Raw genomic sequence first — 25747 nt, 5'->3', positions numbered from 1 at the left:
CAAGGCGCGGACGGTTCCGCGCAAGGGTTTGGGACGCAATTTTCCGGGCGTCCCGGGCAGAGTGCCGCCGGGGTGCGGCTGCGTGTTCCCTACTGCAAAACCCTTGTCACGTCAACAAACCGGCGGGTTCGGGGCCGCAGGCGTTGACGGCGCGGGCCACCTCTGGCAGGGGAGGGGCAACAGAGGATGCCGAGATGAACCTGTTTGCCGATATGCGCGCGGTGGTAATTGCCGCGCTGGACGAGATGATGGCCGGGGGCGCGCTGCCTGCCGGGCTGGACACTTCCAATGTGACGGTGGAGCCGCCGCGCGATGCGCTGCATGGCGATATGGCGACCAATGCGGCGATGGTGCTGGCGAAACCGGCGGGGCTGAAGCCGCGCGAGATCGCCGAGACGCTGGCGGCGAAACTGTCGGCGGATCCGCGGATCGCTGCGGCCGAGGTGGCCGGTCCGGGGTTTCTGAACCTGCGTTTGGCGCCCGGCGTCTGGGGCGATGTCACCCGCGCCGCGCTGGCCGAGGGGAACGACTACGGCCGTTCGACGCTGGGGCAGGGCGTGAAGGTCAATGTGGAGTTCGTTTCCGCGAATCCGACCGGGCCGATGCACGTCGGCCATACCCGGGGCGCGGTGTTTGGCGATGCGCTGGCGGCGTTGCTGGATTTCGCGGGCTATGACGTCACGCGGGAATATTACATCAACGACGGCGGCGCGCAGGTGAATGTTCTCGCGCGCTCGGCCTATGAGCGTTACCGCGAGGCGAACGGGCTCGAACCCGAGATCCGCGAGGGGCTCTATCCGGGCGACTACCTGATCCCGGTGGGCGAGGCGCTGAAGGCGAAATACGGCGACAGTCTGCTGAACCGGCCCGAAGCCGACTGGCTGGACGAGGTACGCGAATTCGCGACGGCCGAGATGATGGCGATGATCCGTGCGGATCTGGCGCTGCTGAACGTGAAGATGGACGTCTATTCCTCGGAAAAGGCGCTTTATGGCACGGGCAAGATCGAGGCGGCGCTGGCGCGGCTGAAGTCGCTTGGCCTGATCTATGAGGGTGTGCTGGAACCGCCGAAGGGCAAGCTGCCCGAGGATTGGGAGGAGCGCGAACAGACGCTGTTCCGTTCGACTGCCTTTGGCGATGATGTCGATCGCCCGGTGCAGAAGTCGGATGGCGCCTGGACCTATTTCGCCCCCGATATCGCCTATCACTTCGACAAGATCGAGCGCGGCTTCGACCAGTTGATCGACGTCTTCGGCGCCGATCATGGCGGCTACGTCAAGCGGATGAAGGCCGCCGTCGCGGCGCTGTCGGAAAACCGTGTGCCGCTGGACATCAAGCTGATCCAGCTGGTGAAGCTGTTCAAGAATGGCGAGCCCTTCAAGATGTCGAAGCGGGCAGGGACGTTCGTCACCCTGCGCGACGTGGTGGAGCAGGCGGGCGCGGACGTGACCCGGTTCCACATGCTGACCCGCAAGAACGACGCCCCCCTGGATTTCGACTTTGACAAGGTGCTTGAACAATCGAAGGACAACCCGGTTTTCTATGTGCAATATGCCCATGCCCGGGTGGCGTCGGTGCTGCGCAAGGCGGCGGAGCAGGGGGTGGATGTGTCCCCCGAGGCGCTGGCCAGGGCGGATCTGTCGGGCAATACCCACGAAGCGGAGCTGACGCTGGCGAAGAAGATCGCCGAATGGCCGCGTCTGGTGGAAATCGCCGCCCGCGCGAATGAGCCGCATCGGGTCGCGTTTTTTCTCTACGATATCGCGTCGGACCTGCATGCGCTGTGGAACCGGGGGAATGACGAACCCGCGCTGCGCTTCGTGCAGGAGGATTCCGACGTCACTTCGGCGAAAATCGCCCTTGCGAAGGCCTGTGCGGTTGTTATTTCGGCGGGCCTTGGTATTCTTGGCGTGACCCCGGCCGAAGAGATGCGCTGAAGCGCGCCCCGCCGGGATCGAGGCAGAGATCGGCGGCGAGGCGAGCATGGTCAGCACACAGGGCCGCGACGACGGCTATGGGTATGAGCCCGAAACTCCGCATGGCTTCGCGGAGCCGGTCTCCCGTTGGGTGCAATATGCCGGTGCGGCGACGTCGATCGCGCTGATCCTGGGAGTTGTCATCTGGGGCTACAAGCTTGCGGTGCGGGATGTGTCGGGCGTGCCGGTGATCCGGGCGATCGAGGGCCCCGCGCGGATCGCGCCCGAGGATCCTGGCGGCGATCTGGCGCGCCATGTCGGGCTGGCGGTCAATGAGGTCGCGGGCAAGGGGCTGGCCGCGCCGGGCCCGGAGCGGGTGGTTCTGGCGCCCGCGCCGGAGGGCCTGTCGCAGGACGACGCGCCGATGTCCGGTGTCAAGTCGCTGGTCCGCGTGAACCGCAACGAACCCGAGGCGCTGGCCGAGGCGGAGCCTGCCTCCGCGCCGGTGCCGGTGGTGCCGCAGGGTACGGCGCTGGCCGTAGAGGCGGAGGCGCTGCCCGTGGACGGCCCCGAGGAATCCGAAGGCGCTGCCGCCGCCCAGATCCGCGCGGCGGCCGCAGAGGCCAACCGCACCCGCCCGGTGCCCCGCGTCGTGCCGGAGATCCCGAAGGGCGCCGGTTCGACCGTCACCACGCTTTCGGATGCGGTGCCGGATGATGCGCCGGGGGTGAAACAGTCCCCGCGTCCGGTGATGCGCCCGGCTCGCGCGCCGATTGCCAAGGTCAAGCCGGTCGAGACGCCGGTGGCGGCCGCCCAGGTCGAGGAAGTCGATCCCGCGACCCTGCCCGAAGGCGCCCGCGTGGTGCAGATCGGTGCCTTCGACACGCCCGATCTGGCGCGGGCGGAGTGGAACCGGGTCGCCGCGAAATTCGGCGCACAGATGTCGGACAAGCGCCGCATCATCCAGGAAGCGGTCTCCGGCGGGCGTACCTTCTACCGGTTGCGGGCCGAGGGGTTCCGTAACGTGGACGATTCGCGGAAGTTCTGCGCGGCGCTGGTCGAGGGCGGGATCAACTGCATTCCGACGGTTGCACGCTGATGACTTCGGCCACGATCCTTGGCTGTGCGGGCCTGCGGCTCGACCGTGACGAGCGCGCGTTTTTCCGGGAGGCGGACCCTTGGGGGTTCATCCTGTTCGGCCGCAATGTCGAGACGCCGGAGCAGATTTATCGCCTGACGAATGACCTGCGCGAGGCGGTGGGGCGCGATTGTGCGATCCTGATTGACCAGGAGGGCGGGCGGGTGCAGCGGCTGCGCGCGCCGCATTGGCGCGAATGGCTGCCCCCGCTGGAACAGCCGGGAGGGCCGGAGGCGTTCCGGCTGCGCGCGCGGATCATGGCGGCGGAATTGCGCGCGGTGGGGATCGACGCGAATTGCGCGCCGACCTGCGACGTGGCGGGGCCCCAGACGCATCCCTTCCTGCGCAACCGCTGTCTTGGGACGGATCCGGAGACGGTGGCGCTGAAGGCTCGCGCGCTGGCCGAGGGGCTGCTGGCGGGGGGCGTGCTGCCGGTGATGAAGCATATGCCGGGGCATGGCCGCGCCACGGCGGACAGCCACCTGCACCTGCCGGTGGTGAGCGCACCCGAGGAGGAGCTGGAGGCCGATTTCGCCCCATTCTGCGCGCTGAACGACCTGCCGATGGGGATGACGGCGCATATCCGCTTTACCGCGCTGGACGATGCCCCCGCGACGCAATCGCCGCGGCTGATCCGGCTGATCCGGGAGCATATCGGCTTCGACGGGTTGCTGATGACCGATGATATCGCGATGCAGGCGCTGTCGGGCACGATGGCGGCGCGGGCAGCGGCTTCGGTCGCGGCGGGCTGTGACGTGGTGCTGCATTGCAACGGCGACCGGGCGGAGATGGAGGAGGTCGTCGCGGCGGCGGGGGCCTTGCGCGCGGTGGAGCGGGCGGAGGCCGCGCTGGCCCGGCGGCTGGTGCCGGAGCCGGTTGACATCGCGGCCCTTGCGGCGGAACTTGAGGCTTTGGCAGGCTGAGATGGCCGAGGAAATCCATCTGTTCGAGGCGACGAGCGTCAGCGAGCGCCTCGCCGCCGAGGCGCTGATCGTCGATGTGGACGGGTTCGAAGGGCCGCTCGACCTGCTGCTGATGCTGTCGCGCACGCAGAAGGTGGATCTGCGCAAGATTTCCGTTCTGCAACTGGCCGAGCAATATCTGCGCTTCGTCGATCAGGCGAAGGCGCTGCGGATCGAACTGGCCGCCGATTATCTGGTGATGGCGGCATGGCTCGCGTTCCTGAAATCGCGGCTGCTGCTGCCGCCCGATCCCACTGCCGAAGGGCCGAGCGCCGAAGACCTCGCCGCGCATCTGGCGTTCCAGCTGGAACGGCTTCAGGCGATGCGGGAGGCGGCGGCGCAACTGATGGCGCGCGACCAGCTGGGGCGCGACTTTTTTGCCCGGGGCGAGGAGCAGGGGATCGAGCGGATCCGCCGCATCAGCTTCACCGCCAGCCTGCTGGACCTGATGCAGGCCTATGCCCGGATCCGCACGCGCGACGAATTCCGCCCCTATGCCTTCGACCGCAGGGATCTGTTCACGATGGAACAGGCGCTGGAGCGGATGCGCGGCGTCGTCGGCTTCGCGGGCGACTGGACGGACCTTGCGCAATATCTGCCGGATGGCTGGGGCGAGGATCCGAAGCGGCGGCGCTCGGCCACGGCGGCGACCTTCGCCGCCTCGCTCGAACTCGCCAAGCAGGGCGTCGTGGAGATCCGCCAGCGCGAGACCTTCGCGCCGATTTCGATCCGCGCCCGCCAGATCCCGAGGGGAGAATGACCGAAAATTCGCTGTTTCCCGCGCCGCCGCTCGCCGAACAGGAGCGGATGGTGGAGGCGATGCTGTTCGCATCCCCCGCGCCGCTGACCCTGCGCGAGCTGGAGGCGCGGATGCCGCATGGTTGCGATGTGGCCGAGGCGCTGGCCTTTCTGCGCCGCCACTATGTGGGGCGGGGGGTCAATCTGGTGCGGGTGGGGGATGCCTGGGCGTTCCGCACGGCGCCTGACCTCGGCTTCCTGATGAGCCATGAGGTGGTGGAGCAGAAGAAGCTCTCCCGCGCCGCGATCGAGACGCTGGCGATCGTCGCCTATCACCAGCCGGTCACCCGCGCGGAGATCGAGGAGATCCGAGGTGTGGCGGTGTCGCGCGGGACGGTGGACCAGCTTCTGGAACTCGACTGGATCCGGTTCGGGCGGCGGCGGATGTCGCCGGGGCGGCCGGTGACCTTTGTGGTGACGGAGAATTTCCTTGACCATTTCGGGCTGGAAACCGCGCGCGACCTGCCGGGGCTGAAGGAGTTGCGGCAGGCGGGGCTTCTGGATAACCGGCCGATGCCGGGCGCGGAGCCGGAGGACGAGGAGGCGGTCGGCCAGAGCGAGATGTTCGAGGAATGAACGCGCTGATCCGGATGCTGCTGCGCGCGTTCATGGAGACCGGCATCAAGGCCGCGACCCGGACGGACGGCACCATGACGCCGGGGCAGAAGGCCGGCAAACGGCGTTTGCGGCAGGCCCTGCAACGGCTGCGCCGGGGCATGCGGCTCTGGCGTTAATCGGCGCGGAAGTTCTTCGCGAGCTTCAGCCCCTGGCCCTGGTAATTCGACGCGATTCCCGCGCCGTAAAGCCGTTCGGGCCGCGCCTGCATCCGCTCGTAGACCAGCCGCCCGACGACCTGCCCATGTTCCAGCACGAAGGGCGCCTCGTGGCAGCGCACCTCCAGCACGCCGCGCGAGCCGGTGCCCCCCGCCGCGCCATGGCCGAAGCCCGGGTCGAAGAACCCGGCGTAATGCACGCGAAACTCCCCCACCATCGCCAGAAAGGGGGCCATTTCGGCGGCGTAATCGGGCGGGATCGTCACCGCCTCGCGCGAGACGAGGATATAGAAGGCGCCGGGGTCGAGGATGATCCGGCCATCGCGGCTGTGCAGTTCCTCCCAGAAATCCGGGGCGGGGTAATGCGCGATCCGGTCGAGGTCGATCACCCCGGTATGCGGCTTCGCGCGGTAGCCGACGAGAGTGCCCTGTGCGGGCCGCAGATCGACGGAGAAACCGAGACCGCCGTCGATCACCGCCTCGCCGGTGACCAGCGGTTCGGCGCGGTGCAGCATGGTCAGTTCGGCGTCGCTCAGCGTGGCGGGGCCATGGCGGAAACGGATCTGGTTCAGCCGCATCCCCGGCCGCACCAGCACGGAAAAGCTGCGCGGGCAGATTTCCGCATAAAGCGGGCCGGTGTAACCCTCGGGGATTCGGTCGAACTCGGTGCCGCCATCGGTGATGACCCGTGTCAGCAGGTCGAGCCGCCCGGTCGAACTCTTGGCGTTGGCGACGGCGGTAATGCCCGGCGGCAGGGCCAGCCCCTCGACCAGCGGCACGAGGTAGACGCAGCCCTTTTCCAGCACCGCCCCCGCGCCCAGATCCATCCGGTGCATCTCCAGATCGGCGAGCTTCGCCGCGACGGGCGTGGCCTTTCCGGCAAGGAAGGAGGCCCGGATCCGGTAGGCCACCCGCCCCAGCCGCAGATCGAGGCTGGCGGGCTGAATCTGCGCTTCGGTGATCGGAAGGTCGGCTGTGATCCCGCCTTGGGAGATCATCGCGCGGATCGCGCTGTCGGGCAGGACTCCGGGCATCGGGATCTCCTCAACTGCGAACGCCCACCCCGAAGGGTGGGCGTTTCGGTAATGGTCGGGCCGGAGAGATTCGAACTCTCGACCTTCCGCCCCCCAGACGGACGCGCTAACCAGGCTGCGCCACGGCCCGACGAGGGGCATATAGAGGCATCCGGGTGGCGGGCGCAAGCGGCAAAACGCAACTTTCGCACGCTCAGGCCCCGGTTGCGGTCATCCGTCCGCGCAGGGCGCACGCGCGGTCGTAAAGCGACAGCAGCCGCAGCCGTTCGACCGGCGGCAATTGCCCCGGAGCGATGTCCCGCAGAGCGCGGGCGGTGGTCGCCGCATCACGCCGAGGGCAGGGCGCCGGTTCGTCCCGCGTCGGAACCGGCGCGATTCCGGAATGGATGAGTTGCACCACGCGCCCGAACGGATCGCCTTCGGCGGCAACGACATCAAGCGCGATCGGCGCCTCCTCCGCATCGGGGGGAGAATCGGGTGCCTCCGCCGTCACCACCACCTCGGACAGTGCCATGACATGGCCGATTCCGCGTTCGCGCAGAACCTTCTGCACACCGCGAATCGTCAGCCCGTCCTCATGCAGCAGCCGCTTGATCCCGCCCAGCAGGGCCACATCGGCGGGGCGGTAGTACCGCCGCCCGCCCGCGCGCTTGATCGGCTTCACCTGCGGAAACTTGCCCTCCCAGAACCGCAGCACATGGGTAGGCGTCTCCAGGATCTCGGAAACCTCCGAGATGGTGCGGAATGCCTCTGCCGATTTGCTCATTGCCGCACCGGCTCAGTTGCCGTTTCCGGCGGCCACACGGTCCTTCATCAGATGCGAGGGACGGAACGACAGCACCCGGCGCGGGCTGATCGGCACTTCTTCGCCGGTCTTCGGATTGCGGCCCATACGCGAAGATTTGGCCCGCACCGAGAAGGTGCCGAAGGAGGAAATCTTCACCGTCTCGCCGCGCACCAGCGCATCGGACATGTGTTGCAGCACGCTTTCCACGAGTTGCGCGGATTCGTTGCGCGACAACCCCACCTCGCGGAACACGGCTTCGCTCAGATCCATGCGCGTCAGGGTCTTGTCGGACATCATCTCCTCCGGGAGCATTTCGGGCGGGTGCATTTTACATACGATGCGGGGAATGAATTCCCGAGTCAATATCAATGGCTTGCGGCGCGGCCGCGAAGGGTCGATTCGCCTACCAGCGCAGCACGACCGACCCCCAGGCCAGACCGCCGCCGATCGCCTCGGTCACCACCAGATCGCCCTGTTTCAACTGTCCGCGCGCCTTGCCGACCGACAGGGCGAGCGGGATCGACGCGGCGGAGGTGTTGCCATGGTCCTGAACGGTGACGATCACCCGCTCCATCGGCACGCCCATCCGGCCCGCCGTGCCGGTGATGATGCGCAGATTCGCCTGATGCGGCACGATCCAGGTGACATCCTCCGGCCCCAGCCCGGCCTTCTCCAGCGCGGCATGGGCGGTTTCGGCCAGCTTCTGTACGGCATGTTTGAAGACCGCGTTGCCCTGCATCCGCAGATGCCCGGCGACACCATTGCTGGACACCCCGCCATCGACATAGAGCAGGTCGCGGAAACGCCCGTCGGAATGCAGGTCGACCGCAAGGATCCCGCGGTCCTGCGGCGTTCCGGCCGCGTCGACGCCCTCCACCACCAGCGCCCCGGCCCCGTCGCCGAACAGCACGCAGGTGCCGCGGTCGGTCCAGTCCATGATGCGCGAAAACGTCTCGGCGCCTATCACCAGCACCCGGTTCGCCTGCCCCGAGAGGATCATCCCGTTGGCATTGGTGAGCGCGAAGACGAAGCCCGCGCAGACCGCCTGCACGTCATAGGCAAAGCCCGAGGTCATGCCGAGCCCGGCCTGCACCATCGTCGCGACGGAGGGGAAGGTGAAATCCGGCGTCGAGGTCGCCACCACGATCGCGTCGATGTCATCGGGCGTCAGCCCGGCATCGGCCAGTGCGGCCTGCGCGGCCTTGATCGCCAGCTGGGAGGTGGTTTCACCCTCGGCCGCGAAATGGCGCCGCTCGATACCGGTGCGGGTGCGGATCCATTCGTCGGTCGTGTCGAGCGTCTTCTCGAACTCGGCGTTCTCGACGACACGCTCCGGCAGGTAGTGGCCGACACCCCGGACCACGGCTCTGATTGTCATTTGGCGGACTCGTTGCTGGCCTCTCCCGAACGGGCATCCTGCCCCGGCGGCTGGGCAGAGGCAACCCGTGCCGCGAGCCTTTCGGCAAAGCCCGACCGCGCCAGCCGCGCGGCCAGGTTGAGCGCGGCGGCCACGCCCGTCGCATCGGCGGAGCCATGCGACTTCACCACCGTGCCGTTCAGGCCCAGAAACACCCCGCCATTGGCCCGGCGCGGGTCCATCCGTGCGCTCAGCGCCTTCAGCGCCTTCATCGCGAGCAGCGCGCCCAGCTTCGCCATCAGCGAGGAACTCAGCGCCTCCTTCAGCAGCCGTGCCGCCATCCGCGCCGTGCCCTCGCCGGTCTTCAGCGCGACATTGCCGGTGAAACCGTCGGTGACGATCACATCCACCCGGTCGGAGGGTAGGTCGTTGCCCTCGACGAAGCCGATGAATTCATAGCCGCCACGCTCCTGCCCCTGGGTCAGCAGCTCATGCGCGGCGCGCAGTTCGGCATTGCCCTTGTGTTCCTCGGTCCCGACATTCAACAGCCCGACGCGCGGCCGCGTGAGCCCGAGCGCATTGCGCGCATAGGACGCCCCCATCAGCCCGTAGGTCAGCAGATCCCGCGCGTCGGCGCGGACATCGGCGCCCATGTCCAGCATCACATTCCAGCGGGTCGGGTTGAAGGAGGGCCAGAACGAGGCGATCGCCGGGCGATCCACGCCGGGCAGCTTGCGCAGCCGCAGCATCGACACCGCCATCAGCGCGCCGGTATTGCCGCAGGACACCGCCACGGCGGCCTCATGGCTACGCACCGATTCGATCGTCGACCACATCGACGTATCCGACCCCCGGCGCATCACCTGCGAGGGCTTGTCACGCATCGTCACCACACCCCCGGCGTGGCGCAGGGTGCAGACATTTCCCAACCCGTGCCGCGCGATCAGCGGCGCGACCTCGGTCTCGCGGCCATGCACGACGAATCGCAATTCCGGATCGGCGCGATGCGCCTTGGCGATTCCCTCGACGACGGCCGAGGGCCCACGGTCTCCGCCCATCGCATCGACAGAGATGACAACGGCGCCGGACGAATCCGGCGCCCCGGCCGCGGAATCGCGGCGCTGCGTCATGGCGCTATCGTGCTGGCCCGGGACCGGCGTCTGCTCCTGCTCGGGGTGCATCTTCAGCGGGCTCGGGCGACCGGCTTACGCCGCGTCGTCGTCCAGATCGACCTCGGCGGCCTTCGCCACCACTTCGCGGTCATCGTAGTGACCACAGGCGCCGCAAACGTGGTGCGGGCGCTTCAGCTCGCCACAATTCGGGCATTCCGCCGGATTGCCGGCAACAAGAGCGTCATGCGCGCGGCGCATGTTGCGGCGGGAACGCGTGACTCGGTTCTGCGGGACAGCCATGTCTCAACCTCGGTGCTATGCGGGCCAAGGCCCTGATTATCCTGGAGTATCGTCACTTGGCGCCGGGAAACGGACCGGGTGCGAACCCTAACTCGAATGAGGCCGGGAACATACTGCGATTTCCCGGCGTTGCAAGCCCTTTCTTGCCCTTTGCGGCGGGCATTTCCCGCGCGCCGCAAAAGGCGTCACGCGTCCGGTTTCCGCGCCTCCATCAGGCTGCGCAGATTGGCGAAGGGCTTCACGTCCTCGTCGGTGATCGGCGCGGCGCCCGGTTCGGTGACGGTGGTGTCGCTGAATTCCGCGCCCTCCGCCCGGGGATAGAGCGGCAGCGCGAGTTCCAGCGCCTCCAACGCCACCGCCGCAAGGTCGATCGTCGCGGGCAGGGGCTCGGCGCTGTCATCCTCGGGCATCTCGATCTCGTCGCCCTCGGGTTCGGGCATGTCGGCAAGATAGCGCCGCTCCACCGTCTCGCTCAGATCGGTGACGACCGGGGTCAGCGTGATGACGCAGGGCTGTTCGACACGGGCGGTCAGCGCGGCCGTCAACAGCCAGTCGTGCCGCCCCTTCGGCGTCAGTTCGCCCTTCAGGCGCAGCGTGGCCAGCGCGGTGATCCCGGCCCATTCGGCGATGCACGCCCGGGTTTCGGCATCGGGGATCAGGTCGAAGCGCGTGGGTTTGCGCGCGGCCAGTTCCGCGATCTTCACCGGATGGCGCCAGGGCAGGGGGGTGTCCGGTTCGGTCATGGTGGTCCTTTCTGGCCGGTTTCAAGGGTGCTTGAGGCTCTGGCCCGGTTGTTGTAATCGGGATAAAAGGCCGCAGGCCACGAGGCAAGAGGGGGATGCAGGTGAGCACCGGAACCGTGACGCGAAAGCGGCGCGCCGCCATGGCGCTTGCGCTTGGCGTGGCCCTGCTTGTGGCTGGCTGCACCACGATTTACCGCGACCACGGCTATGTGCCGACGGAAGAGGATCTCGCCAAGGTCGCCGTGGGCAAGAGCACCCGCGACCAGGTTGCCGAGGCGGTGGGCAAGCCGACCTCGATGGGGGTTCTCGAAGGCGGGGACTGGTATTACGTCGGCTCGCGCTGGCGCTACTACGGCCCGCTGGCGCCGAAGGAGATCGAGCGGCAGGTGGTGGCGATTTCCTTCACCCCGCAGGGCGTGGTCGAGAATGTCGAGCGCTTCGGGCTGGAGCGCGGCGAGGTCGTCGTGCTGTCGCGGCGCGTGACCGGCACCAACATCAAGGGCATCGGCCTCGTGACGCAGCTTCTGGGCAGCCTCGGGCGGGTCAATGCGGGCCAACTGCTCGACAACCGGTAGGATTTCGTTGTCGCGACACGTTTCCGTGGCATAGGATTCGCAAGGGTTCGGTGCCGGAGGCGCAGATGTTCGCATTGTCCAAGGGGCGCTATGCCGCGCGCTTCGCCGCGTCCGGCGCGGATCTGTGCGCGGCGCAGGCTCTGCGCGGGCGCAGTTTCGGGGCACGCGCGCTGGATGCCGACCGGTTCGATTCGCTCTGTCGTCATGTCCTGATCGAGGAAGCCGGGCGGCTGGTGTGCTGCTTCCGGATCCTGCCGCTGCGCGACGGATCGCACATCGGCGAGAGTTATTCCGCGCAGTTCTACGACCTGTCGGCGCTGGCCGGGTTTCCGGGGCGGATGGCCGAGGTCGGGCGGTTCTGCATCGACGCCGGTTGCCGCGATCCGGATATTCTGCGCGTGGCCTGGGGGGCGCTGACGCGGCTGGTGGATGACGAGGGGATCGAGATGCTGTTCGGCTGTTCGTCCTTCCCCGGCACCGATTGGGAGCGGCACTCCAACGCCTTCGCCCTGCTGGCGCAGGGCCATCTGGCGCCGCCCGGCTGGGCGCCCGGGATCAAGGCGCCAAAGGTCGTGCCCTATGCGCGGCATCTGGCGGGACTTCCGGGCGATCAGAAACGGGCGCTGCGCGAGATGCCGCCCCTCTTGCGCAGCTATCTGCTGATGGGGGGCTGGGTCAGCGATCATGCGGTGGTGGATGCGGATCTGGGCACGCTCCACGTCTTCACCGGGCTTGAGGTGCGCGCGATTCCCGAGGCCCGGGCCCGCGCACTGCGGCTCGTCGCCGGGTGACCGTTGACCTTTGCGCGCGGCGCTTGTAGCGCAGGGGCATGGCACGCGCACCCATTCTTCAGCTTTCCGACATTTCGCTGACCTTCGGCGGCAATCCCGTTTTCGACGGGCTCGACATGGTTGTCCAGCAGGGCGACCGGGTGGCCCTTGTGGGCCGCAACGGTTCGGGCAAATCGACGCTGATGAAGGTCATGGCGGGGTTGATCGAGCCCGATCATGGCACGCGCGTGGTGCCCGCGGGCACGCAGGTCGGCTATATGGAGCAGGAGCCGGACCTGACGGGCTTTGCGACGCTCGGGGATTTCGCGGGCTCCGCCCTGCCGGAGGCCGAGCATTACAAGGTCGATGTGGTGGCCGAAGGGCTGAAATTCCGCCCCGATACGCCGGTTTCCACCGCTTCGGGCGGGGAGCGGCGGCGTGCGGCGCTGGCGAAACTGCTGGCCGAGGCGCCGGACCTGATGCTGCTCGACGAGCCGACGAACCATCTGGACATCGAGGCGATTGGCTGGCTGGAACAGCAGCTGCGCGACACCCGCACGGCCTTCGTGCTGATTTCCCACGACCGGGCGTTCTTGCGCAACCTGACGCGGGCGACGCTGTGGATCGACCGGGGGCAGGTGCGGCGGCAGGAGAAGGGATTCGAGGCCTTCGAGGACTGGCGCGAACAGATCTGGGCCGAGGAGGACGAGGCCCGCCACAAGCTCGACCGCAAGATCAAGGCCGAGGCGAAATGGGCGGTCGAGGGCATTTCCGCCCGGCGCAAGCGCAACATGGGCCGGGTCCGCGCGCTTCAGGACCTGCGCGAACAGCGCGCGGGGCAGATCCGCCGGCAGGGCGTGGCGGCGATGGAGATTGACTCCGGTCCGCAATCCGGCAAGCGGGTGATCGAGGCGAAGGGCCTGACGAAACGCTTTGGCGACAAGACCATCGTGCGGGATTTCGACCTGCGGGTGATGCGCGGCGACCGGGTGGCCTTTGTCGGGCCGAACGGGGTGGGCAAGACCACGCTGCTGAAGATGCTGACCGGGGAAATCGCGCCTGACGAAGGCACCGTGACGCTGGGCACCAACCTTGAGATCGCGGTGTTCGATCAGGCGCGGGCGACGCTGGATTTCAGCATGTCGCTGTGGGATGGGCTGGTGAACGATCCGGATATGCGGGTGTCGGGCCGGGCGGATCAGGTCATGGTGCGCGGTCAGCCGAAACATGTCGTGGGCTATCTGAAGGATTTCCTGTTCGACGAATCGCAGGCGCGCGCGCCGATCGGTTCGCTGTCCGGGGGTGAGCGCGCGCGGCTGCTGCTCGCGCGGATCATGGCGAAACCCTCGAACCTGCTGGTGCTGGACGAGCCGACCAACGATCTGGATGTCGAGACGCTCGACCTGTTGCAGGACATTCTGGGCGACTACGACGGCACGGTGCTGCTGGTCAGCCACGACCGCGATTTCATCGACCGGGTGGCGACCACGACCATCGCGATGGAGGGCGACGGGCGGGCGACCGTTTATGCCGGCGGCTGGTCCGATTATCAGGCGCAGCGCGGCGTGGTAGAGTCCGCGCCCGCGCCCGCGCCGAAATCCGCGCCCGTGGCCAAAGCTGCCCCGGCGCCCGCGGCGAAGAAATCCGGGCTGAGCTTCACCGAGAAGCACCGGCTGGACGCGCTGCCCGGCATCATCGAAAAGCTGGAATTCGAGATCGGCAAGCTGTCGGACCTGCTTTCCGACGCCGATCTGTTCAGCCGCGAGCCGGTGAAGTTCCGCAAGGCGTCGGACATGCTGGCGGAGCGGCAGGCCGCGCTGGCGGCGGCGGAGGAGGAATGGCTGGCGCTGGAGGAAAAGGCCGCTTCCTGACCTCGGCCCCCGCGAAATGCGCGGGCCTGACGTAGCGTCATTTGCCCGGCGCTCCGGGGTGGTGCTAGCCTTCGGCCAATCGGGGAGGGGAGCATGACCGAACAGACCGGCCCGCTGAAGGGCCTGCGCATCGTCGAGATTTCGGGGCTGGGGCCGACGCCCTTCACCGTGCAGTTGTTCGCCGACATGGGGGCCGATGTGATCCGTATCGCGCGGCCGGATTCGGCTGGGGCGGAGAAGCACCTTCTGGGGATGGAGAACGATCCGCTCGACCGGGGGCGTGACGTGCTGGAGCTGGACCTGAAGAGCGAGACGGGCCGTGGGGTGGCGCGGCGGCTGATCGTGCAGGCGGATGCGCTGGTCGAGGGAATGCGGCCCGGGGTGATGGAGCGGCTGGGGCTCGGCCCCGGCGATTTTCCTCAGAACCCGCGCCTGGTCTATGGCCGGATGACGGGCTGGGGCCAGTCCGGCCCGCTGGCGGATCGCGCGGGGCATGACATCAACTATATCGCGCTGTCGGGGGCGCTGCATGCGATCGGCACGCCCGAAACGCCGGTGATTCCGCTTAACCTGGTGGGGGATTTCGGCGGCGGGTCGATGTATCTGGCCTTCGGGATGATGGCGGCGCTGTGGCACGCGAAGGCGACGGGGCAGGGGCAGGTGGTGGATGGCGCGATCACCGATGGCGTGGCGCATCTGCTCGGCATGTTCCATGGCATGGCGGCGAACGGGTTGTGGCGCGACCATCGCGGGGTGAACCTGCTGGACGGCGGGCTACCGTGGTATGGGATCTATCCCTGCGCGGGCGGCGGCCATATGGCGATCGGCCCGATCGAGGAGAAATTCTGGGCCGCGTTTCAGGCGGGGATGGGATTCGCGCCCGGCGATCTGCCCGACCGGGCGGACAAGGCGCGCTGGCCGGAGATGCGGGCGATGATCGCGGAGCGGTTCCTGAGCCGGACGCGCGACGAGTGGGCGGCGGTGTTCGAGGGGACGGATGGCTGCGCGACGCCGGTTCTGTCGCTCGGCGAGGCGGTGCGGCATCCGCATAACGTCGCGCGGCGCGCCCATGTGGTGCATGAAGGCATGGTGCAGCCCGCGCCCGCGCCGAAACTGTCGCGCACGCCGGGGGCGATCGGGCCGGGATCCACGCGCAACCGGATCACGGCGGAGGTGGCGCTGGCGCGCTGGCAGGCTTGACTTGGCGGAGGGGATCCGTCATATGCCGCTGACCCGGCGGAGGACTCGCTTTCGCAGGGGGATTCTGTTTGAAACAACACCCCTTTGGGGTGCGCTGCCCGAGGCGGGGAAACCCGGTAACACCGCAAGGGGCCACAGGGCGCGGTTGATACGAAGGAAAGACCCATGTTCGCGGTCCTCAAGACGGGCGGCAAGCAATATACGGTTCGTGCGGGCGATGTGCTCCGCGTCGAACTGATCGCTGCCGAAGCCGGTGAAAAAGTTCAGTTCAACGAAATCCTGATGGTCGGCGGCGACAGCCTGACCGTGGGCGCGCCCCTCGTGGACGGTGCTGCGGTGGTGGCCGAAGTCATCGACACCATCAAGGCCGACAAGGTTATCACCTATCACAAGCGCCGCCGGAAACATTCGTCGCAGCGCACCCGTGGCCATCGTCAGAAGCTGACGCTGGTGCGCGTGACCGAAGTCCTCGCCTCGGGCGCGGCGGCTTCGGGGGTGAAGGAAGCTGTCGGCACCGCTGCCGCGCGCGTTGCCGCGCACGAAGCGAAGTAAGGGGAGACCACTACCATGGCTCACAAGAAAGCAGGCGGTTCGTCCCGCAACGGCCGCGACTCGGCCGGTCGCCGTCTTGGCGTGAAGCTCTACGGTGGCGAAGCCGCCATCCCGGGCAACATCATCGTGCGTCAGCGCGGCACCACTTGGTGGCCGGGCGAAGGCGTCATGATGGGCAAGGACCATACCATTTTCTCGGTCACCGAGGGGAAGGTCACGTTCAAGAAGGGCCTTAAAGGGCGCACCTTCATTTCGGTCCTCCCGGTCGCGGAGGCGGCCGAGTAAGCCGATCCGTAACCCGGACAGACATTTGGGGGATCGGTCGGAAGGCCGGTCCCCTTTTCGTTTCGGGCCTGCTTTGGAGGAGGGTGGGAACGAAATCTGAACGGTTGGGGTTCACATTGTCATGAACCTGACCCAATCTTGGAATAGGCCGGGGAGAGCCTAGCGTTTCGAGGAGGAGCGCCGAATGTATCAGGAACCTATCACGCAGCAGCCTGTGATCGAGGCGGGCCGGTTCATCCTGCGTCCGCTGCGGCGGTCGGATGCCGGATTGATCAGCATGTATACCGCCGACCGGCGGGTGGCCGAGGGCACGCGGGCGATTCCGCATCCGCTGCCGCCCGGCGCGACCGAGGCGTTCATCGCGCGGGCGGGATCCGAGAAGCGGACCGAGGATGTCTGGGCGATGGATGGCTCGGGCGAGGGGCTGGCCGAGGTGCTGGGGATCGTGTCGCTGACGCGGGTCGAGCCGGATCAGTCCGAGGTCGGCTTCTGGGTCGGGCCGGGGTTCTGGAATGCCGGTTTCGCCTCGGAGGCGGTGCAGGCGCTGGTCGCGGCCAATCCACATCAGTCGCGCACGCTGTTTGCCGAGGTGTTCCAGGACAATCCCGGTTCGGCGCGGGTGCTGAGCAATGCCGGGTTCGATTATCTGGGCGATGCGGAGAGCTGGTCGGTGGCGCGCAATGCGCGGGTACCGACCTGGACCTATCTGCGCAAGATGGGCTGAGGGGGCGGTCGGGGAGGGCCGGCCCTCCCCGAACCCCACCCGCCGGGAGGGCGCGCCCTCCCGGGCCCACCCGGCCCCTGAACAGCGGTGCTTGATCCGGCGGGCCGCGTGGCGTATGTCGGCGCCTTGCAATAAGGGGTCCGGTGATGAAGTTTCTCGATCTTGCCAAGGTCTATATCCGCTCGGGCGCGGGCGGTGGCGGCTGTGTTTCGTTCCGGCGCGAGAAGTTCATCGAATTCGGCGGGCCGGATGGCGGCGACGGCGGCAAGGGCGGTTCGGTCTGGGTCGAGGCGGTCGAGGGGCTGAACACGCTGATCGACTTCCGCTATCAGCAGCATTTCTTTGCGCAGAACGGTCAGCACGGCATGGGCAGCCAGATGACCGGGCGGGATGGCGACGACATCGTGCTGAAGGTGCCGGTGGGCACGGAGATCATCGACGAGGATGAGGAAACGGTGATCGCCGACCTGACGGAGGTTGGCCAGCGGGTGCTGCTCGCGAAGGGCGGCAATGGCGGCTGGGGCAACCTGCGGTTCAAGACCTCGACCAACCGGGCGCCGTCGCGGGCCAATCCGGGGCAGGAGGGGGTCGAGCGGACGCTGTGGCTGCGGCTGAAGCTGATCGCGGACGCGGGGTTGCTGGGGCTGCCGAATGCGGGGAAATCGACCTTCCTCGCGGCGGTGTCGAATGCCCGGCCGAAGATCGCGGATTATCCGTTCACGACGCTGGTGCCCAATCTGGGCGTGGTGGGGATCGACGGCAAGGAATTCGTGATCGCCGATATTCCCGGCCTGATCGAGGGCGCGTCCGAGGGGCGTGGGCTGGGGGATCAGTTCCTCGGCCATGTGGAGCGCTGTTCGGTGCTCCTGCATCTGGTCGATGGCACGTCGAGCACGATCACCAAGGATTACCGCACCATCATCGGCGAGTTGGAAGCCTATTCCGAGGAATTGTTCACGAAGCCGCGGGTGACCGTGCTGAACAAGGCCGATGCGCTGGACAGCAAGACCCTGGCCAGCCGGAAACGGTCGCTGGAAAAGGCGGTGGGGGGGCCGGTCATGGTGATGTCGGGCGTGTCGCGCAAGGGCGTGCCGGAGGTGCTGCGCGCGCTCTGGGCGCAGATCTCGGAGGACCGCAGGGATATTGAAGAGGCGACGCCGTGGCAGCCGTGACTCTGGACGTTTTGGTGAAGCCCGATCTGCGTGCGGCGCGACGGATGGTGGTGAAGATCGGCTCGGCGCTTCTGGTCGGGCCGGAGGGGCTGAAGACGGAGTGGGTCCGGGCACTGGCCGAGGATGTGGCGGCGGCGCGGGCGCGGGGCACGGATGTGGTGCTGGTGTCCTCGGGGTCGATCGCGCTCGGGCGGCGGGTGTTGGGGCTGCCGCTGGGGCCTTTACCTCTGGAACAGAGCCAGGCGGCGGCGGCGGTCGGGCAGATCCGGCTGGCGCGGGCCTATGAGGAAGTGCTGGCGCCGCATGGCGTGACCACGGCGCAGGTTCTGGTGACGCTGGAGGATACCGATGACCGGCGGCGCTATCTGAACTCGCGCGCGACGATGGAGACGCTGCTGGGCCTGGGCGTTGTGCCGATCGTGAACGAAAACGACACGGTGGCGACGGATGAAATCCGGTTCGGCGACAATGACCGGCTGGCGGCGCAGATTGCGGTGACGGTGGGGGCGGATCAGTTGATCCTGTTGTCGGATGTGGACGGGTTCTATTCCGCCAATCCGAAGGAAGATCCGGCGGCGGTGCGGTTCGAGATGGTCGAACATATCACGCCGGAGATCGAGGCGATGGCGGGGGATCCGATCTCCGGCCTGTCGAAGGGCGGGATGAAGACGAAGCTGCTGGCGGCGAAAACGGCGGTGGCGGGTGGCTGTGCCATGGCGATCACCGAAGGGTCGGTGCCGCGGCCGTTGCGGGCGCTGGCGGAGGGGGCGCATTGCACCTGGTTCCTGCCGGAGGGCGATCCGCAGGCGGCGCGCAAACGCTGGATCGCGGCGATGAAGCCGCGCGGCGAGGTCATGGTGGATGCCGGGGCGGTGGCGGCGCTGGCGCTTGGAAAGTCGCTGCTGCCTGCCGGTGTGGTGCGGGTCGCCGGGCGGTTCGGGCGCGGCGAGCCGGTGACGATTGCCGGGCCGGATGGGGGGGCGCTTGGCAAGGGGCTGATGCGCTACACCTCGGAAGAGGCCCGGCTGATCGCCGGGCATCGCTCGCGTGAGATCGAACAGATCCTGGGCTATCCGGGGCGCGCCGCGCTGATCCACCGGGACGACATGGTTATCGGTTAGGCTCAGCCCGCGATCCGGTCGAGCACCCGCGCCCAGCTGCGGATGCCCTTGTGGAAGCTCTTGACGTCGTATTTCTCGTTCGGCGAATGGATCGCGTCGTCGTCGTTCGCGTAGCCGATCAGCATCGCATCCATGCCGAGGATCGACTTGAAATAATAGGCGATCGGGATCGAGCCGCCCATGCCGACGATCACCGCCTCGCGGTTCCATTCGTCGGAAAGCGCCTGCCGCGCCGCCTCGAATTCCGGGCGCGAGGTGTCCATCACCGCAGCGGGCGCGCCGTCAAGGTCGCTGTCCCAGGTCACGGAAGCATCCACCGGCAGGCGGTCTTCGACATGTTTGCGGATCTTCTGGCGCAGGTCGGTCGGATCCATGTCGCCCACCAGACGGCAGGTGATCTTCACATGCGCCTCGGCCGGGATCACGGTTTTCGACCCGGCGCCCTGATAGCCGCCCCAGAGGCCGTTGATCTCCAGCGTCGGGCGGGACCATTGCTGTTCCAGCGCGCTATAGCCCTTTTCACCATGGGCGACGGTCATCCCGGCATGGTCCAGATAGGCCTTTTCGTCAAAGCCGCAGTTCTCCCATTGCCGCTTCAGATCTGTGGGCACCTCATGCACGCCGTCATAGAACCCCGCGACCGCCACCCGGCCATCGGCATCATGGAACGAGGCGATGATATGGGCGATCTCGCGCAGCGGGTTCAGCGCCGGGCCGCCGTAATGGCCCGAATGCAGGTCGATGCGCGGGCCGTGCAGGGTGAATTCTTCCTTCAGCATGCCGCGCAACTGCCCGGCGATGGAGGGCACGCCGGGCGAGACCATCGAGGTGTCGCAGATCAGCGCAAGGTCGCAGCTCAGTTCCGCCTTGTTCGCCTGCATGAACGGGATCAGCGAGGGCGAGCCGGATTCCTCTTCACCCTCGAAGAAGATCGTCAGATTGCCGGGCAGGGTGCCGTTGACCTCCTTATAGGCGCGGCAGGCCTCGATGAAGGTCATCAGCTGGCCCTTGTCGTCCGACGAGCCGCGGCCTCGGATGACCGGACCGTTCGCGGTTTCCTCGATCGCCGGGTCGAAGGGGTCGCGCTTCCACAGGTTCAGCGGATCGACCGGCTGCACGTCGTAATGGCCGTAAAACAGCAGATGCGGGCCAGGGCCTTCGTGCCGCGCGACCACCATCGGATGGCCGGGGGTGGGGCGCAGTTCGGCCTTGAAGCCCAGCCCGTTCAATTCGGCCACCAGCCATTCGGCCGCCGCCGCGCAATCGGCCTTGTAGGCCGGATCGGTCGAGATCGACTTGATCCGCAGCAGATCGGTCAGGCGGTCGATCGCCTGCGGCAGGCTGTCGTCGATGCGGGTGAGAACGGCGTCAAGGGTCATGGGAGCCTCCTTATTCCCGCCGGACATTAGCACCGGGGGCGCCACTGTCCAGTTGCAGGTAAAGGAACCCCCCGCCCGGGGGCGGAGGGTCCGGGCGAGCGGTTACATCTGTTCGGGCTTCGGCGTGTCCGGGCCCCGCACCGGCAGGAGCGGATGCTCGACCTTCGGCTGTTCGCCGGTCAGCGTGCCCAGGAAGGCAACGATCTGGTCGATCTGCTTGTCATCCAGTTCGGCGCCAAGCTGCGAATTCGCCATCACAGCCACCGCCTCGCGCAGATCCCAGACCTTGCCGGAGTGGAAGTAAGGCGCGGTGATCGCGACGTTGCGCAGGGGGGCGGCGCGGAACACATATTCCTCGCCCGCCGTCGCGGTGACCTGGAAGCGGCCCTTGTCGCCCTCGGGCAGGATCTCGGCGCCGGGGGTTTCGACCACGCCGAAGGGCCAGTAGTCGTTGCCGCCGATGTTGATGCCGTTGTGGCAGGCGGTGCAGCCGGTATCCATGAACAGCGCCAACCCGGCCTTCTCGTCCGCCGTCATCGCGCCGTCCGCCCCCATCAGGAACTGGTCGAAGCGGGAGTTCGGGGTGATCAGCGTCGCCTCGAACGCCTCGATCGCCTTGGCGAAATTGTCGAAGGTGATGGCGTCGTTCTCGCCCGGGAATGCCTTGCCGAAGGCCTCGACATAGCCGGGCATCGACTTCAGCGTGACGATGACATTATCGGGGGTGTTGTTCATCTCGACCCCAGCCTGCACCGGGCCCTTGGCCTGTTCCTTCAGGTCGGGCGCGCGGCCATCCCAGAACTGCGCGACGTTGAACACGGCGTTCAGCATGGTGGGTGCGTTGCGCGGCCCCTTCTGCCAGCCGTGGCCGATGGAGGTTTCCAGCCCGTCGACCCCGCCCAGCCCGACATTGTGGCACGACTGGCACGAGAACACGCCCGACTTCGACATCCGCGGATCGAAGAACAGCATCGCGCCCAGATCGACCCGATCGCGCGTCATCATGTTGCTATCGCCCAGTTGCGGCGGTTGCATCGGGATGGCTTCGAAATTCTCCTTGGCAAGAGTGCGCAGTTCGGCATCGTCGGCAAAGGCGGGCAGGGCGAAGGCGCTGGCCAGTATCGCTGCGATGAGGGGACGTGTCATGAGTCTGATCCTCCGTGGCTATATAGAATCAATCTAATTTCACGTTGCAGTGAACAAACTGTTGATCCAGATCAACCAGCGCTGCGGCGCGCTGACGCAGGCGTTAACCGGGACGGCTTGACCTTTGCTGTGGCCCCGGGCTTTCTGGCGGAAAAGGGAGGGGCCGATGGCACTTGAGGACGCGAAAACCCAGATCGACATGGCCTTCACCCGGGCCGAGCGCCGTGGTCCGGCCTTTGAAAACGCCTTTGGCGGGGCGGTCAGCTTCCTGCGCCGGGCCTATACCAAGGATCTGACCGGGGTGGATCTGGCGGTGACCGGCGTGCCCTTCGACCAGGCGGTGACGAACCGGCCGGGCACGCGCTTCGGGCCGCGCGCGATCCGGGAGGCTTCGACGCTACAGGCCTTCGATGCGCCCTATGGCTGGGGCTATGATCCGATGAGCGAGATGAACATCGTCGATTATGGTGACCTGGCCTTCGACTATGCCCATACCGCCTCCTTTCCGGACCGGGTGCAGGCCCATATCGCGGGGATTCTGGCGGCGGGGGCGGGGACGGTAACGCTGGGGGGCGACCATTTCATCACTCTGCCGATCCTGCGCGCCTATGCGGAGAAATTCGGGCCGATGGCGCTGATCCAGTTCGACGCCCATTCCGACACCTGGGCCGATGACGACATGTCGCGGATCGACCACGGCACCTTCCTTTACAAGGCGATCAAACAGGGCATCGTGGACCCGGCAGCCACCGTTTCGGTGGGGATCCGCACCGACAATCCCGATACGCTGGGGGTGACGATCGTCGACGCGCCCTTCGTCCATCAGGCCGGGGTCGACGAAACGCTGCGCCGCATCCGCGCGGTGGTGGGGGAGCGGCCGTGCTACATCACCTTCGATATCGACTGTCTCGACCCGGCCTTCGCGCCCGGGACCGGCACGCCGGTCTGGGGCGGGCTGGCCAGTTGGCAGGCGGCGGCGCTCCTGCGCGGGCTGGCGGGGATCAACCTCGTGGGCGGCGATGTGGTCGAGGTCTCGCCACCCTATGACACCACGGGGGCGACGGCGGTGGCCGGGGCGCATGTGGCGGTGGAACTGATCGCGCTTTACGGCTGGACCCGCCGCGGGGCGCGCTGAGCTGAACGCCGTCTGGCGGTGTGTCCGTCGCGGCACGGGTGTGCGGCGTTTGCCTTGCCGCCTTGCGGCGCGGGGCGGGCGGGCCTATGTCGCGGGCAATCCGCCCGCGCAGGAAAGGACAGACCCGATGCAGACGATGTTCAAGTATTTCGGCGGCGCCTTCGCCTTTACGCTCGCCGGGCTGTTGCTGGCGGCATGGCTGGGCTGGATGTATGCCGGGAACACGGCGGGGGCGGTTTCCTTCCTGCTGATCGCCTCGATCCTCGCGGTGCTGGAAATCTCACTTTCGTTCGACAATGCCATCGTCAACGCCAACCGCCTGCGCGAGATGAGCCACAAGTGGCAGCGCCGCTTCCTGACCTGGGGCATCGTGATCGCGGTCTTCGGGATGCGGATCATCTTCCCGCTGCTGATCGTGGTGATCGCGGCGAAGATCGGCCCGGTGGAGGCGGTGAAGCTCGCCGCGACGCAGCCCGCCGAATATGCCCGGATCATCGGCGAGGCGCATGTCTCGATCGCAGCCTTCGGCGGGGCCTTCCTGATGATGGTCGCGCTGAGCTATTTCGTCGATGGCGACAAGGAGGTCGACTGGATCGCCGCGTTGGAGCGGCGGTTGCGGGCCTGTGCCTCGATCCGCGGGCTGGAGATCGGCTTCGTGCTGCTGCTGGTGATGCTGTTCACCTGGATCCTGCCGCCCGCCACGGAAAACACCTTCCTGTTCTCGGCGATCGCGGGGCTGGTGACGTTCCTGGGCGTCGAGGTGCTGGGGCAGGTGCTCGACCGTGCCTCGATGGCGTCGGAAGCGGCAAAGGGTGGCGTCGGCGCGTTCCTCTATCTCGAAGTGCTGGATGCGTCCTTTAGCTTCGACGGCGTGATCGGGGCCTTCGCGCTGACGCAGAACCTGTTCCTGATCGCGATCGGGCTGGGCATCGGCGCGATGTATGTGCGTTCTATGACGATCATGCTGGTCGAACGTAACACGCTCGCACAGTTCCGCTATCTGGAAAACGGCGCGTTCTGGTCGGTGCTGATCCTCAGTATGGTGATGTTCGCGCAGACCCTGATTCATGTGCCCGAGGTGGTGACGGGGCTGCTGGGCGCCACGCTGATCGGACTGTCGCTGATTTCGTCGCTGCGGTTCCGGCGCCACCATCCGGTCTAGGGGCTGGACAGTCCCCCGGACGCCGGGTTTGATCGACGCGGAGGGAATCATTGGTGCCGGTCCGGCCCCGGTGATTTCGAGGAGGAGAGGCATGATTTCCCGATACCTGCGCTATTCGGTGCTGATGGCGGCCGGAGCGCTTGCGCTTGCGCTCACGGTTGCGATGATCTGGTGGGGGTGGCTGTTCTCGCTTGCCCTGCTGTTCTGGCTGCTGACCGGGCTGGGGGTCTACGACCTGATCCAGACCCGGCATTCGATCCTGCGCAACTATCCGATCATGGGCCATCTGCGCTTCCTGTTCGAGGAGATCCGCCCCGAGATCCGGCAATATCTGATCGAGAGCGACAAGGACGAGGAGCCGTTCTCGCGCGATGAACGCACGCTGGTCTATCAGCGCGCCAAGAACATTGAGGCCGCGCGTCCCTTCGGTACCACGCAGCGGGTCTATGAATCGGGTTATCAGTGGCTGACCCATTCGACGCGGCCCAAGCATATCACCGACAGCGATTTCCGCGTCCGGATCGGCGGGCCGGATTGCACGCAGCCCTATGACGCGTCGATCTACAACATCTCGGCGATGAGCTTCGGCGCGCTGTCGGCCAATGCGATCCTGGCGCTGAACACCGGCGCGAAGAAGGGCGGCTTTGCCCATGACACCGGCGAGGGCGGGATTTCGCGCTATCACCGCACGGGCGGAGGCGATCTGATCTATGAAATCGGCTCGGGTTATTTCGGCTGCCGCAACGATGACGGCTCGTTCAGCCCGGAGCGTTTCTCCGTCACCGCCGCCGATCCGCAGGTGAAGATGATCGAGATCAAGCTGAGCCAGGGCGCCAAGCCCGGCCATGGCGGCATGCTGCCCGCGGCGAAAATCTCGCCCGAAATCGCCGAGGCGCGGGGCGTGCCGATGGGGGTGGACTGCATTTCGCCGCCCTCGCATTCGGCCTTCTCGACGCCGCTGGAGATGATGGCCTTCATCGCGCAACTGCGCGAACTGTCGGGGGGCAAGCCGGTGGGGTTCAAGCTCTGCATCGGTCACCGGCGCGAATTCATGTGTATGGTCAAGGCGATGCTGGAAACCGGCATCACCCCCGACTTCATCGTCATCGACGGCAAGGAGGGCGGCACCGGGGCCGCGCCGCAGGAATTCGCCAACCATATGGGGATGCCGCTGATCGAGGGGCTGACCTTCGCGCATAACACGCTGCGCGGCGCGGGGATCCGGCACAAGATCCGGATCGGCGCCTCGGCCAAGCTGATCTCGGCCTTCGACATCGCCAAGGTGCTGGCGCTCGGGGCCGACTGGGCGAATTCGGCGCGCGGCTTCATGTTCGCGGTCGGCTGCATCCAGGCGCAGTCGTGCCACACCAACCGCTGCCCGGTGGGTGTGGCGACGCAGGATCCGCGGCGCCAGCACGCGCTGGTGGTGCCGGACAAGGCCGAGCGGGTCGCGAATTTCCACCGCAACACGCTGAAGGCGCTGGCGGAATTCACCGGGGCGGCGGGGCTCGACCATCCCGGAAAATTCATGCCGCAGCATTTCCTGATGCGCGAGAAGGACCGCAACATGGTGGTGGGCGACGAGGTATATCCCTATATGCCGGTGGGATTCCTGCTGCGCGAGGACGACGATCGCTTCGGCTATCTCAGCCGTTGGCGCCGCGCCCGCGCCGAGGCGTTCGAGCCGGTGGATGACGGGATCTGACCCTTGCCAGCGCGGCCCGGAATGGCTAAA

27 protein-coding genes and 1 tRNA gene are annotated in these 25747 nt (G+C 67.1%); 18 read left to right on the top strand and 10 right to left on the bottom strand.

Annotation, left to right across the window (positions count from 1 at the left end):
* Positions 1 to 194: 194 nt before the first annotated feature.
* From argS to QM789_RS13490, 6 genes are read left to right on the top strand one after another with little or no spacing between them, the layout of a single operon-like run.
* Positions 195 to 1937, top strand: a complete 1743-nt coding sequence (gene argS / locus QM789_RS13515; RefSeq protein ID WP_420352391.1) for an arginine--tRNA ligase — start codon at positions 195 to 197, stop codon at positions 1935 to 1937.
* A 46-nt stretch (positions 1938 to 1983) separates the two neighbouring features.
* On the top strand, positions 1984 to 3015 hold the full coding sequence (locus QM789_RS13510) for an SPOR domain-containing protein (RefSeq protein ID WP_420352390.1): 1032 nt from the start codon (positions 1984 to 1986) through the stop codon (positions 3013 to 3015).
* Complete coding sequence (locus tag QM789_RS13505) at positions 3015 to 3977, top strand: glycoside hydrolase family 3 N-terminal domain-containing protein (protein ID WP_420352389.1); 963 nt, start codon at positions 3015 to 3017, stop codon at positions 3975 to 3977. The genes QM789_RS13510 and QM789_RS13505 overlap by 1 nt, the downstream gene beginning before the upstream one ends.
* A gap of 1 nt (position 3978) precedes the next feature.
* Positions 3979 to 4776 carry a segregation and condensation protein A gene (locus QM789_RS13500; protein WP_420352388.1) on the top strand — a complete coding sequence of 266 codons (798 nt, stop codon included), beginning with the start codon at positions 3979 to 3981 and terminating at the stop codon, positions 4774 to 4776.
* Positions 4773 to 5390, top strand: a complete 618-nt coding sequence (gene scpB, locus QM789_RS13495; protein ID WP_420352387.1) for an SMC-Scp complex subunit ScpB — start codon at positions 4773 to 4775, stop codon at positions 5388 to 5390. The genes QM789_RS13500 and scpB overlap by 4 nt, the downstream gene beginning before the upstream one ends.
* A complete protein-coding gene (locus QM789_RS13490; protein WP_420352386.1) occupies positions 5387 to 5548 on the top strand; it encodes a hypothetical protein in 162 nt (53 codons plus the stop codon). Before scpB ends, QM789_RS13490 begins: the two co-directional genes overlap by 4 nt.
* Here QM789_RS13490 and QM789_RS13485 read toward each other — a convergent pair.
* From QM789_RS13485 to QM789_RS13450, 8 genes are all read right to left on the bottom strand, one after another.
* Positions 5545 to 6621: a 2'-deoxycytidine 5'-triphosphate deaminase gene (locus QM789_RS13485; protein WP_420352385.1), complete on the bottom strand. Its 1077-nt coding sequence runs from the start codon at positions 6619 to 6621 to the stop codon at positions 5545 to 5547. The two genes, QM789_RS13490 and QM789_RS13485, sit on opposite strands and share 4 nt — an antisense overlap.
* Positions 6622 to 6673: 52 nt before the next feature.
* Positions 6674 to 6751: transfer RNA gene (locus QM789_RS13480), tRNA-Pro, on the bottom strand.
* Positions 6752 to 6814: 63 nt separating this feature from the next.
* The gene (locus QM789_RS13475) at positions 6815 to 7387 is read right to left on the bottom strand and encodes a MerR family transcriptional regulator (protein WP_420352384.1); all 573 of its coding nucleotides are present in this window, start codon (positions 7385 to 7387) and stop codon (positions 6815 to 6817) included.
* Between the two features lie 12 nt (positions 7388 to 7399).
* Positions 7400 to 7702, bottom strand: coding sequence for an integration host factor subunit alpha (ihfA, locus tag QM789_RS13470; protein ID WP_420352383.1), 303 nt, complete (start codon positions 7700 to 7702; stop codon positions 7400 to 7402).
* Between the two features lie 109 nt (positions 7703 to 7811).
* The gene (locus QM789_RS13465; protein ID WP_420352382.1) at positions 7812 to 8786 is read right to left on the bottom strand and encodes a beta-ketoacyl-ACP synthase III; all 975 of its coding nucleotides are present in this window, start codon (positions 8784 to 8786) and stop codon (positions 7812 to 7814) included.
* Positions 8783 to 9895, bottom strand: coding sequence for a phosphate acyltransferase PlsX (gene plsX / locus QM789_RS13460; RefSeq protein ID WP_420352381.1), 1113 nt, complete (start codon positions 9893 to 9895; stop codon positions 8783 to 8785). Before plsX ends, QM789_RS13465 begins: the two co-directional genes overlap by 4 nt.
* Positions 9896 to 9970: 75 nt before the next feature.
* The gene (gene rpmF, locus QM789_RS13455) at positions 9971 to 10177 is read right to left on the bottom strand and encodes a 50S ribosomal protein L32 (RefSeq protein WP_420342681.1); all 207 of its coding nucleotides are present in this window, start codon (positions 10175 to 10177) and stop codon (positions 9971 to 9973) included.
* Positions 10178 to 10362: 185 nt separating this feature from the next.
* Positions 10363 to 10920 (bottom strand): YceD family protein, encoded by a 558-nt coding sequence (locus tag QM789_RS13450; protein ID WP_420352380.1) that lies wholly within the window; start codon positions 10918 to 10920, stop codon positions 10363 to 10365.
* A gap of 101 nt (positions 10921 to 11021) precedes the next feature.
* On the opposite strand from QM789_RS13450, the gene QM789_RS13445 reads away from it, so the two are divergent.
* The 9 genes from QM789_RS13445 to proB all read left to right on the top strand — a co-directional run bounded on the left by QM789_RS13445 (position 11022) and on the right by proB (position 19190).
* Positions 11022 to 11495: an outer membrane protein assembly factor BamE gene (locus QM789_RS13445; RefSeq protein WP_420352379.1), complete on the top strand. Its 474-nt coding sequence runs from the start codon at positions 11022 to 11024 to the stop codon at positions 11493 to 11495.
* A gap of 65 nt (positions 11496 to 11560) precedes the next feature.
* Positions 11561 to 12286, top strand: coding sequence for a GNAT family N-acetyltransferase (locus QM789_RS13440; protein WP_420352378.1), 726 nt, complete (start codon positions 11561 to 11563; stop codon positions 12284 to 12286).
* A 38-nt stretch (positions 12287 to 12324) separates the two neighbouring features.
* Entirely contained in the window at positions 12325 to 14136 is a 1812-nt protein-coding gene (locus QM789_RS13435; RefSeq protein WP_420352377.1) for an ABC-F family ATP-binding cassette domain-containing protein, read from the top strand.
* A gap of 93 nt (positions 14137 to 14229) precedes the next feature.
* Positions 14230 to 15336 (top strand): CaiB/BaiF CoA transferase family protein, encoded by a 1107-nt coding sequence (locus QM789_RS13430; RefSeq protein ID WP_420352376.1) that lies wholly within the window; start codon positions 14230 to 14232, stop codon positions 15334 to 15336.
* Between the two features lie 165 nt (positions 15337 to 15501).
* Complete coding sequence (gene rplU, locus QM789_RS13425) at positions 15502 to 15888, top strand: 50S ribosomal protein L21 (RefSeq protein ID WP_420352375.1); 387 nt, start codon at positions 15502 to 15504, stop codon at positions 15886 to 15888.
* 15 nt (positions 15889 to 15903) lie between these two features.
* The gene (gene rpmA / locus QM789_RS13420; RefSeq protein ID WP_420352374.1) at positions 15904 to 16173 is read left to right on the top strand and encodes a 50S ribosomal protein L27; all 270 of its coding nucleotides are present in this window, start codon (positions 15904 to 15906) and stop codon (positions 16171 to 16173) included.
* Positions 16174 to 16357: 184 nt separating this feature from the next.
* Entirely contained in the window at positions 16358 to 16897 is a 540-nt protein-coding gene (locus QM789_RS13415) for a GNAT family N-acetyltransferase (protein WP_420352373.1), read from the top strand.
* A gap of 146 nt (positions 16898 to 17043) precedes the next feature.
* Entirely contained in the window at positions 17044 to 18069 is a 1026-nt protein-coding gene (gene obgE, locus QM789_RS13410; protein WP_420352372.1) for a GTPase ObgE, read from the top strand.
* Positions 18070 to 18113: 44 nt separating this feature from the next.
* On the top strand, positions 18114 to 19190 hold the full coding sequence (gene proB / locus QM789_RS13405) for a glutamate 5-kinase (RefSeq protein ID WP_420353314.1): 1077 nt from the start codon (positions 18114 to 18116) through the stop codon (positions 19188 to 19190).
* A gap of 2 nt (positions 19191 to 19192) precedes the next feature.
* On the opposite strand, the gene QM789_RS13400 is transcribed toward proB, so the two are convergent.
* Positions 19193 to 20569, bottom strand: coding sequence for a M20/M25/M40 family metallo-hydrolase (locus QM789_RS13400; protein WP_420352371.1), 1377 nt, complete (start codon positions 20567 to 20569; stop codon positions 19193 to 19195).
* Between the two features lie 102 nt (positions 20570 to 20671).
* On the bottom strand, positions 20672 to 21715 hold the full coding sequence (locus tag QM789_RS13395) for a cytochrome-c peroxidase (RefSeq protein WP_420352370.1): 1044 nt from the start codon (positions 21713 to 21715) through the stop codon (positions 20672 to 20674).
* Between the two features lie 166 nt (positions 21716 to 21881).
* On the opposite strand from QM789_RS13395, the gene speB reads away from it, so the two are divergent.
* From speB to QM789_RS13380, 3 genes are all read left to right on the top strand, one after another.
* The gene (gene speB, locus QM789_RS13390) at positions 21882 to 22850 is read left to right on the top strand and encodes an agmatinase (RefSeq protein WP_420352369.1); all 969 of its coding nucleotides are present in this window, start codon (positions 21882 to 21884) and stop codon (positions 22848 to 22850) included.
* A gap of 127 nt (positions 22851 to 22977) precedes the next feature.
* Positions 22978 to 24012: a DUF475 domain-containing protein gene (locus QM789_RS13385; protein WP_420352368.1), complete on the top strand. Its 1035-nt coding sequence runs from the start codon at positions 22978 to 22980 to the stop codon at positions 24010 to 24012.
* Between the two features lie 91 nt (positions 24013 to 24103).
* Positions 24104 to 25717 carry an FMN-binding glutamate synthase family protein gene (locus QM789_RS13380; RefSeq protein WP_420352367.1) on the top strand — a complete coding sequence of 538 codons (1614 nt, stop codon included), beginning with the start codon at positions 24104 to 24106 and terminating at the stop codon, positions 25715 to 25717.
* Positions 25718 to 25747 lie beyond the last annotated feature (30 nt).

It is taken from the genome of Paenirhodobacter sp. (assembly GCF_047600745.1).
Taxonomy (GTDB): domain Bacteria; phylum Pseudomonadota; class Alphaproteobacteria; order Rhodobacterales; family Rhodobacteraceae; genus Rhodobacter.
Note: the sequence above shows the minus strand (reverse complement) of the source record. Positions and strands in the feature narration are given on the sequence as shown.

Coding starts and splice junctions, on each gene's coding strand:
- argS (WP_420352391.1), top strand. CDS start 195: ATGAACCTGTTTGCCGATATGCGCGCGGTGGTAATTGCCGCGCTGGAC.
- QM789_RS13510 (WP_420352390.1), top strand. CDS start 1,984: ATGGTCAGCACACAGGGCCGCGACGACGGCTATGGGTATGAGCCCGAA.
- QM789_RS13505 (WP_420352389.1), top strand. CDS start 3,015: ATGACTTCGGCCACGATCCTTGGCTGTGCGGGCCTGCGGCTCGACCGT.
- QM789_RS13500 (WP_420352388.1), top strand. CDS start 3,979: ATGGCCGAGGAAATCCATCTGTTCGAGGCGACGAGCGTCAGCGAGCGC.
- scpB (WP_420352387.1), top strand. CDS start 4,773: ATGACCGAAAATTCGCTGTTTCCCGCGCCGCCGCTCGCCGAACAGGAG.
- QM789_RS13490 (WP_420352386.1), top strand. CDS start 5,387: ATGAACGCGCTGATCCGGATGCTGCTGCGCGCGTTCATGGAGACCGGC.
- QM789_RS13485 (WP_420352385.1), bottom strand. CDS start 6,621: ATGCCCGGAGTCCTGCCCGACAGCGCGATCCGCGCGATGATCTCCCAA.
- QM789_RS13475 (WP_420352384.1), bottom strand. CDS start 7,387: ATGAGCAAATCGGCAGAGGCATTCCGCACCATCTCGGAGGTTTCCGAG.
- ihfA (WP_420352383.1), bottom strand. CDS start 7,702: ATGTCCGACAAGACCCTGACGCGCATGGATCTGAGCGAAGCCGTGTTC.
- QM789_RS13465 (WP_420352382.1), bottom strand. CDS start 8,786: ATGACAATCAGAGCCGTGGTCCGGGGTGTCGGCCACTACCTGCCGGAG.
- plsX (WP_420352381.1), bottom strand. CDS start 9,895: ATGACGCAGCGCCGCGATTCCGCGGCCGGGGCGCCGGATTCGTCCGGC.
- rpmF (WP_420342681.1), bottom strand. CDS start 10,177: ATGGCTGTCCCGCAGAACCGAGTCACGCGTTCCCGCCGCAACATGCGC.
- QM789_RS13450 (WP_420352380.1), bottom strand. CDS start 10,920: ATGACCGAACCGGACACCCCCCTGCCCTGGCGCCATCCGGTGAAGATC.
- QM789_RS13440 (WP_420352378.1), top strand. CDS start 11,561: ATGTTCGCATTGTCCAAGGGGCGCTATGCCGCGCGCTTCGCCGCGTCC.
- QM789_RS13435 (WP_420352377.1), top strand. CDS start 12,325: ATGGCACGCGCACCCATTCTTCAGCTTTCCGACATTTCGCTGACCTTC.
- QM789_RS13430 (WP_420352376.1), top strand. CDS start 14,230: ATGACCGAACAGACCGGCCCGCTGAAGGGCCTGCGCATCGTCGAGATT.
- rplU (WP_420352375.1), top strand. CDS start 15,502: ATGTTCGCGGTCCTCAAGACGGGCGGCAAGCAATATACGGTTCGTGCG.
- rpmA (WP_420352374.1), top strand. CDS start 15,904: ATGGCTCACAAGAAAGCAGGCGGTTCGTCCCGCAACGGCCGCGACTCG.
- QM789_RS13415 (WP_420352373.1), top strand. CDS start 16,358: ATGTATCAGGAACCTATCACGCAGCAGCCTGTGATCGAGGCGGGCCGG.
- obgE (WP_420352372.1), top strand. CDS start 17,044: ATGAAGTTTCTCGATCTTGCCAAGGTCTATATCCGCTCGGGCGCGGGC.
- proB (WP_420353314.1), top strand. CDS start 18,114: ATGGTGGTGAAGATCGGCTCGGCGCTTCTGGTCGGGCCGGAGGGGCTG.
- QM789_RS13400 (WP_420352371.1), bottom strand. CDS start 20,569: ATGACCCTTGACGCCGTTCTCACCCGCATCGACGACAGCCTGCCGCAG.
- QM789_RS13395 (WP_420352370.1), bottom strand. CDS start 21,715: ATGACACGTCCCCTCATCGCAGCGATACTGGCCAGCGCCTTCGCCCTG.
- speB (WP_420352369.1), top strand. CDS start 21,882: ATGGCACTTGAGGACGCGAAAACCCAGATCGACATGGCCTTCACCCGG.
- QM789_RS13385 (WP_420352368.1), top strand. CDS start 22,978: ATGCAGACGATGTTCAAGTATTTCGGCGGCGCCTTCGCCTTTACGCTC.
- QM789_RS13380 (WP_420352367.1), top strand. CDS start 24,104: ATGATTTCCCGATACCTGCGCTATTCGGTGCTGATGGCGGCCGGAGCG.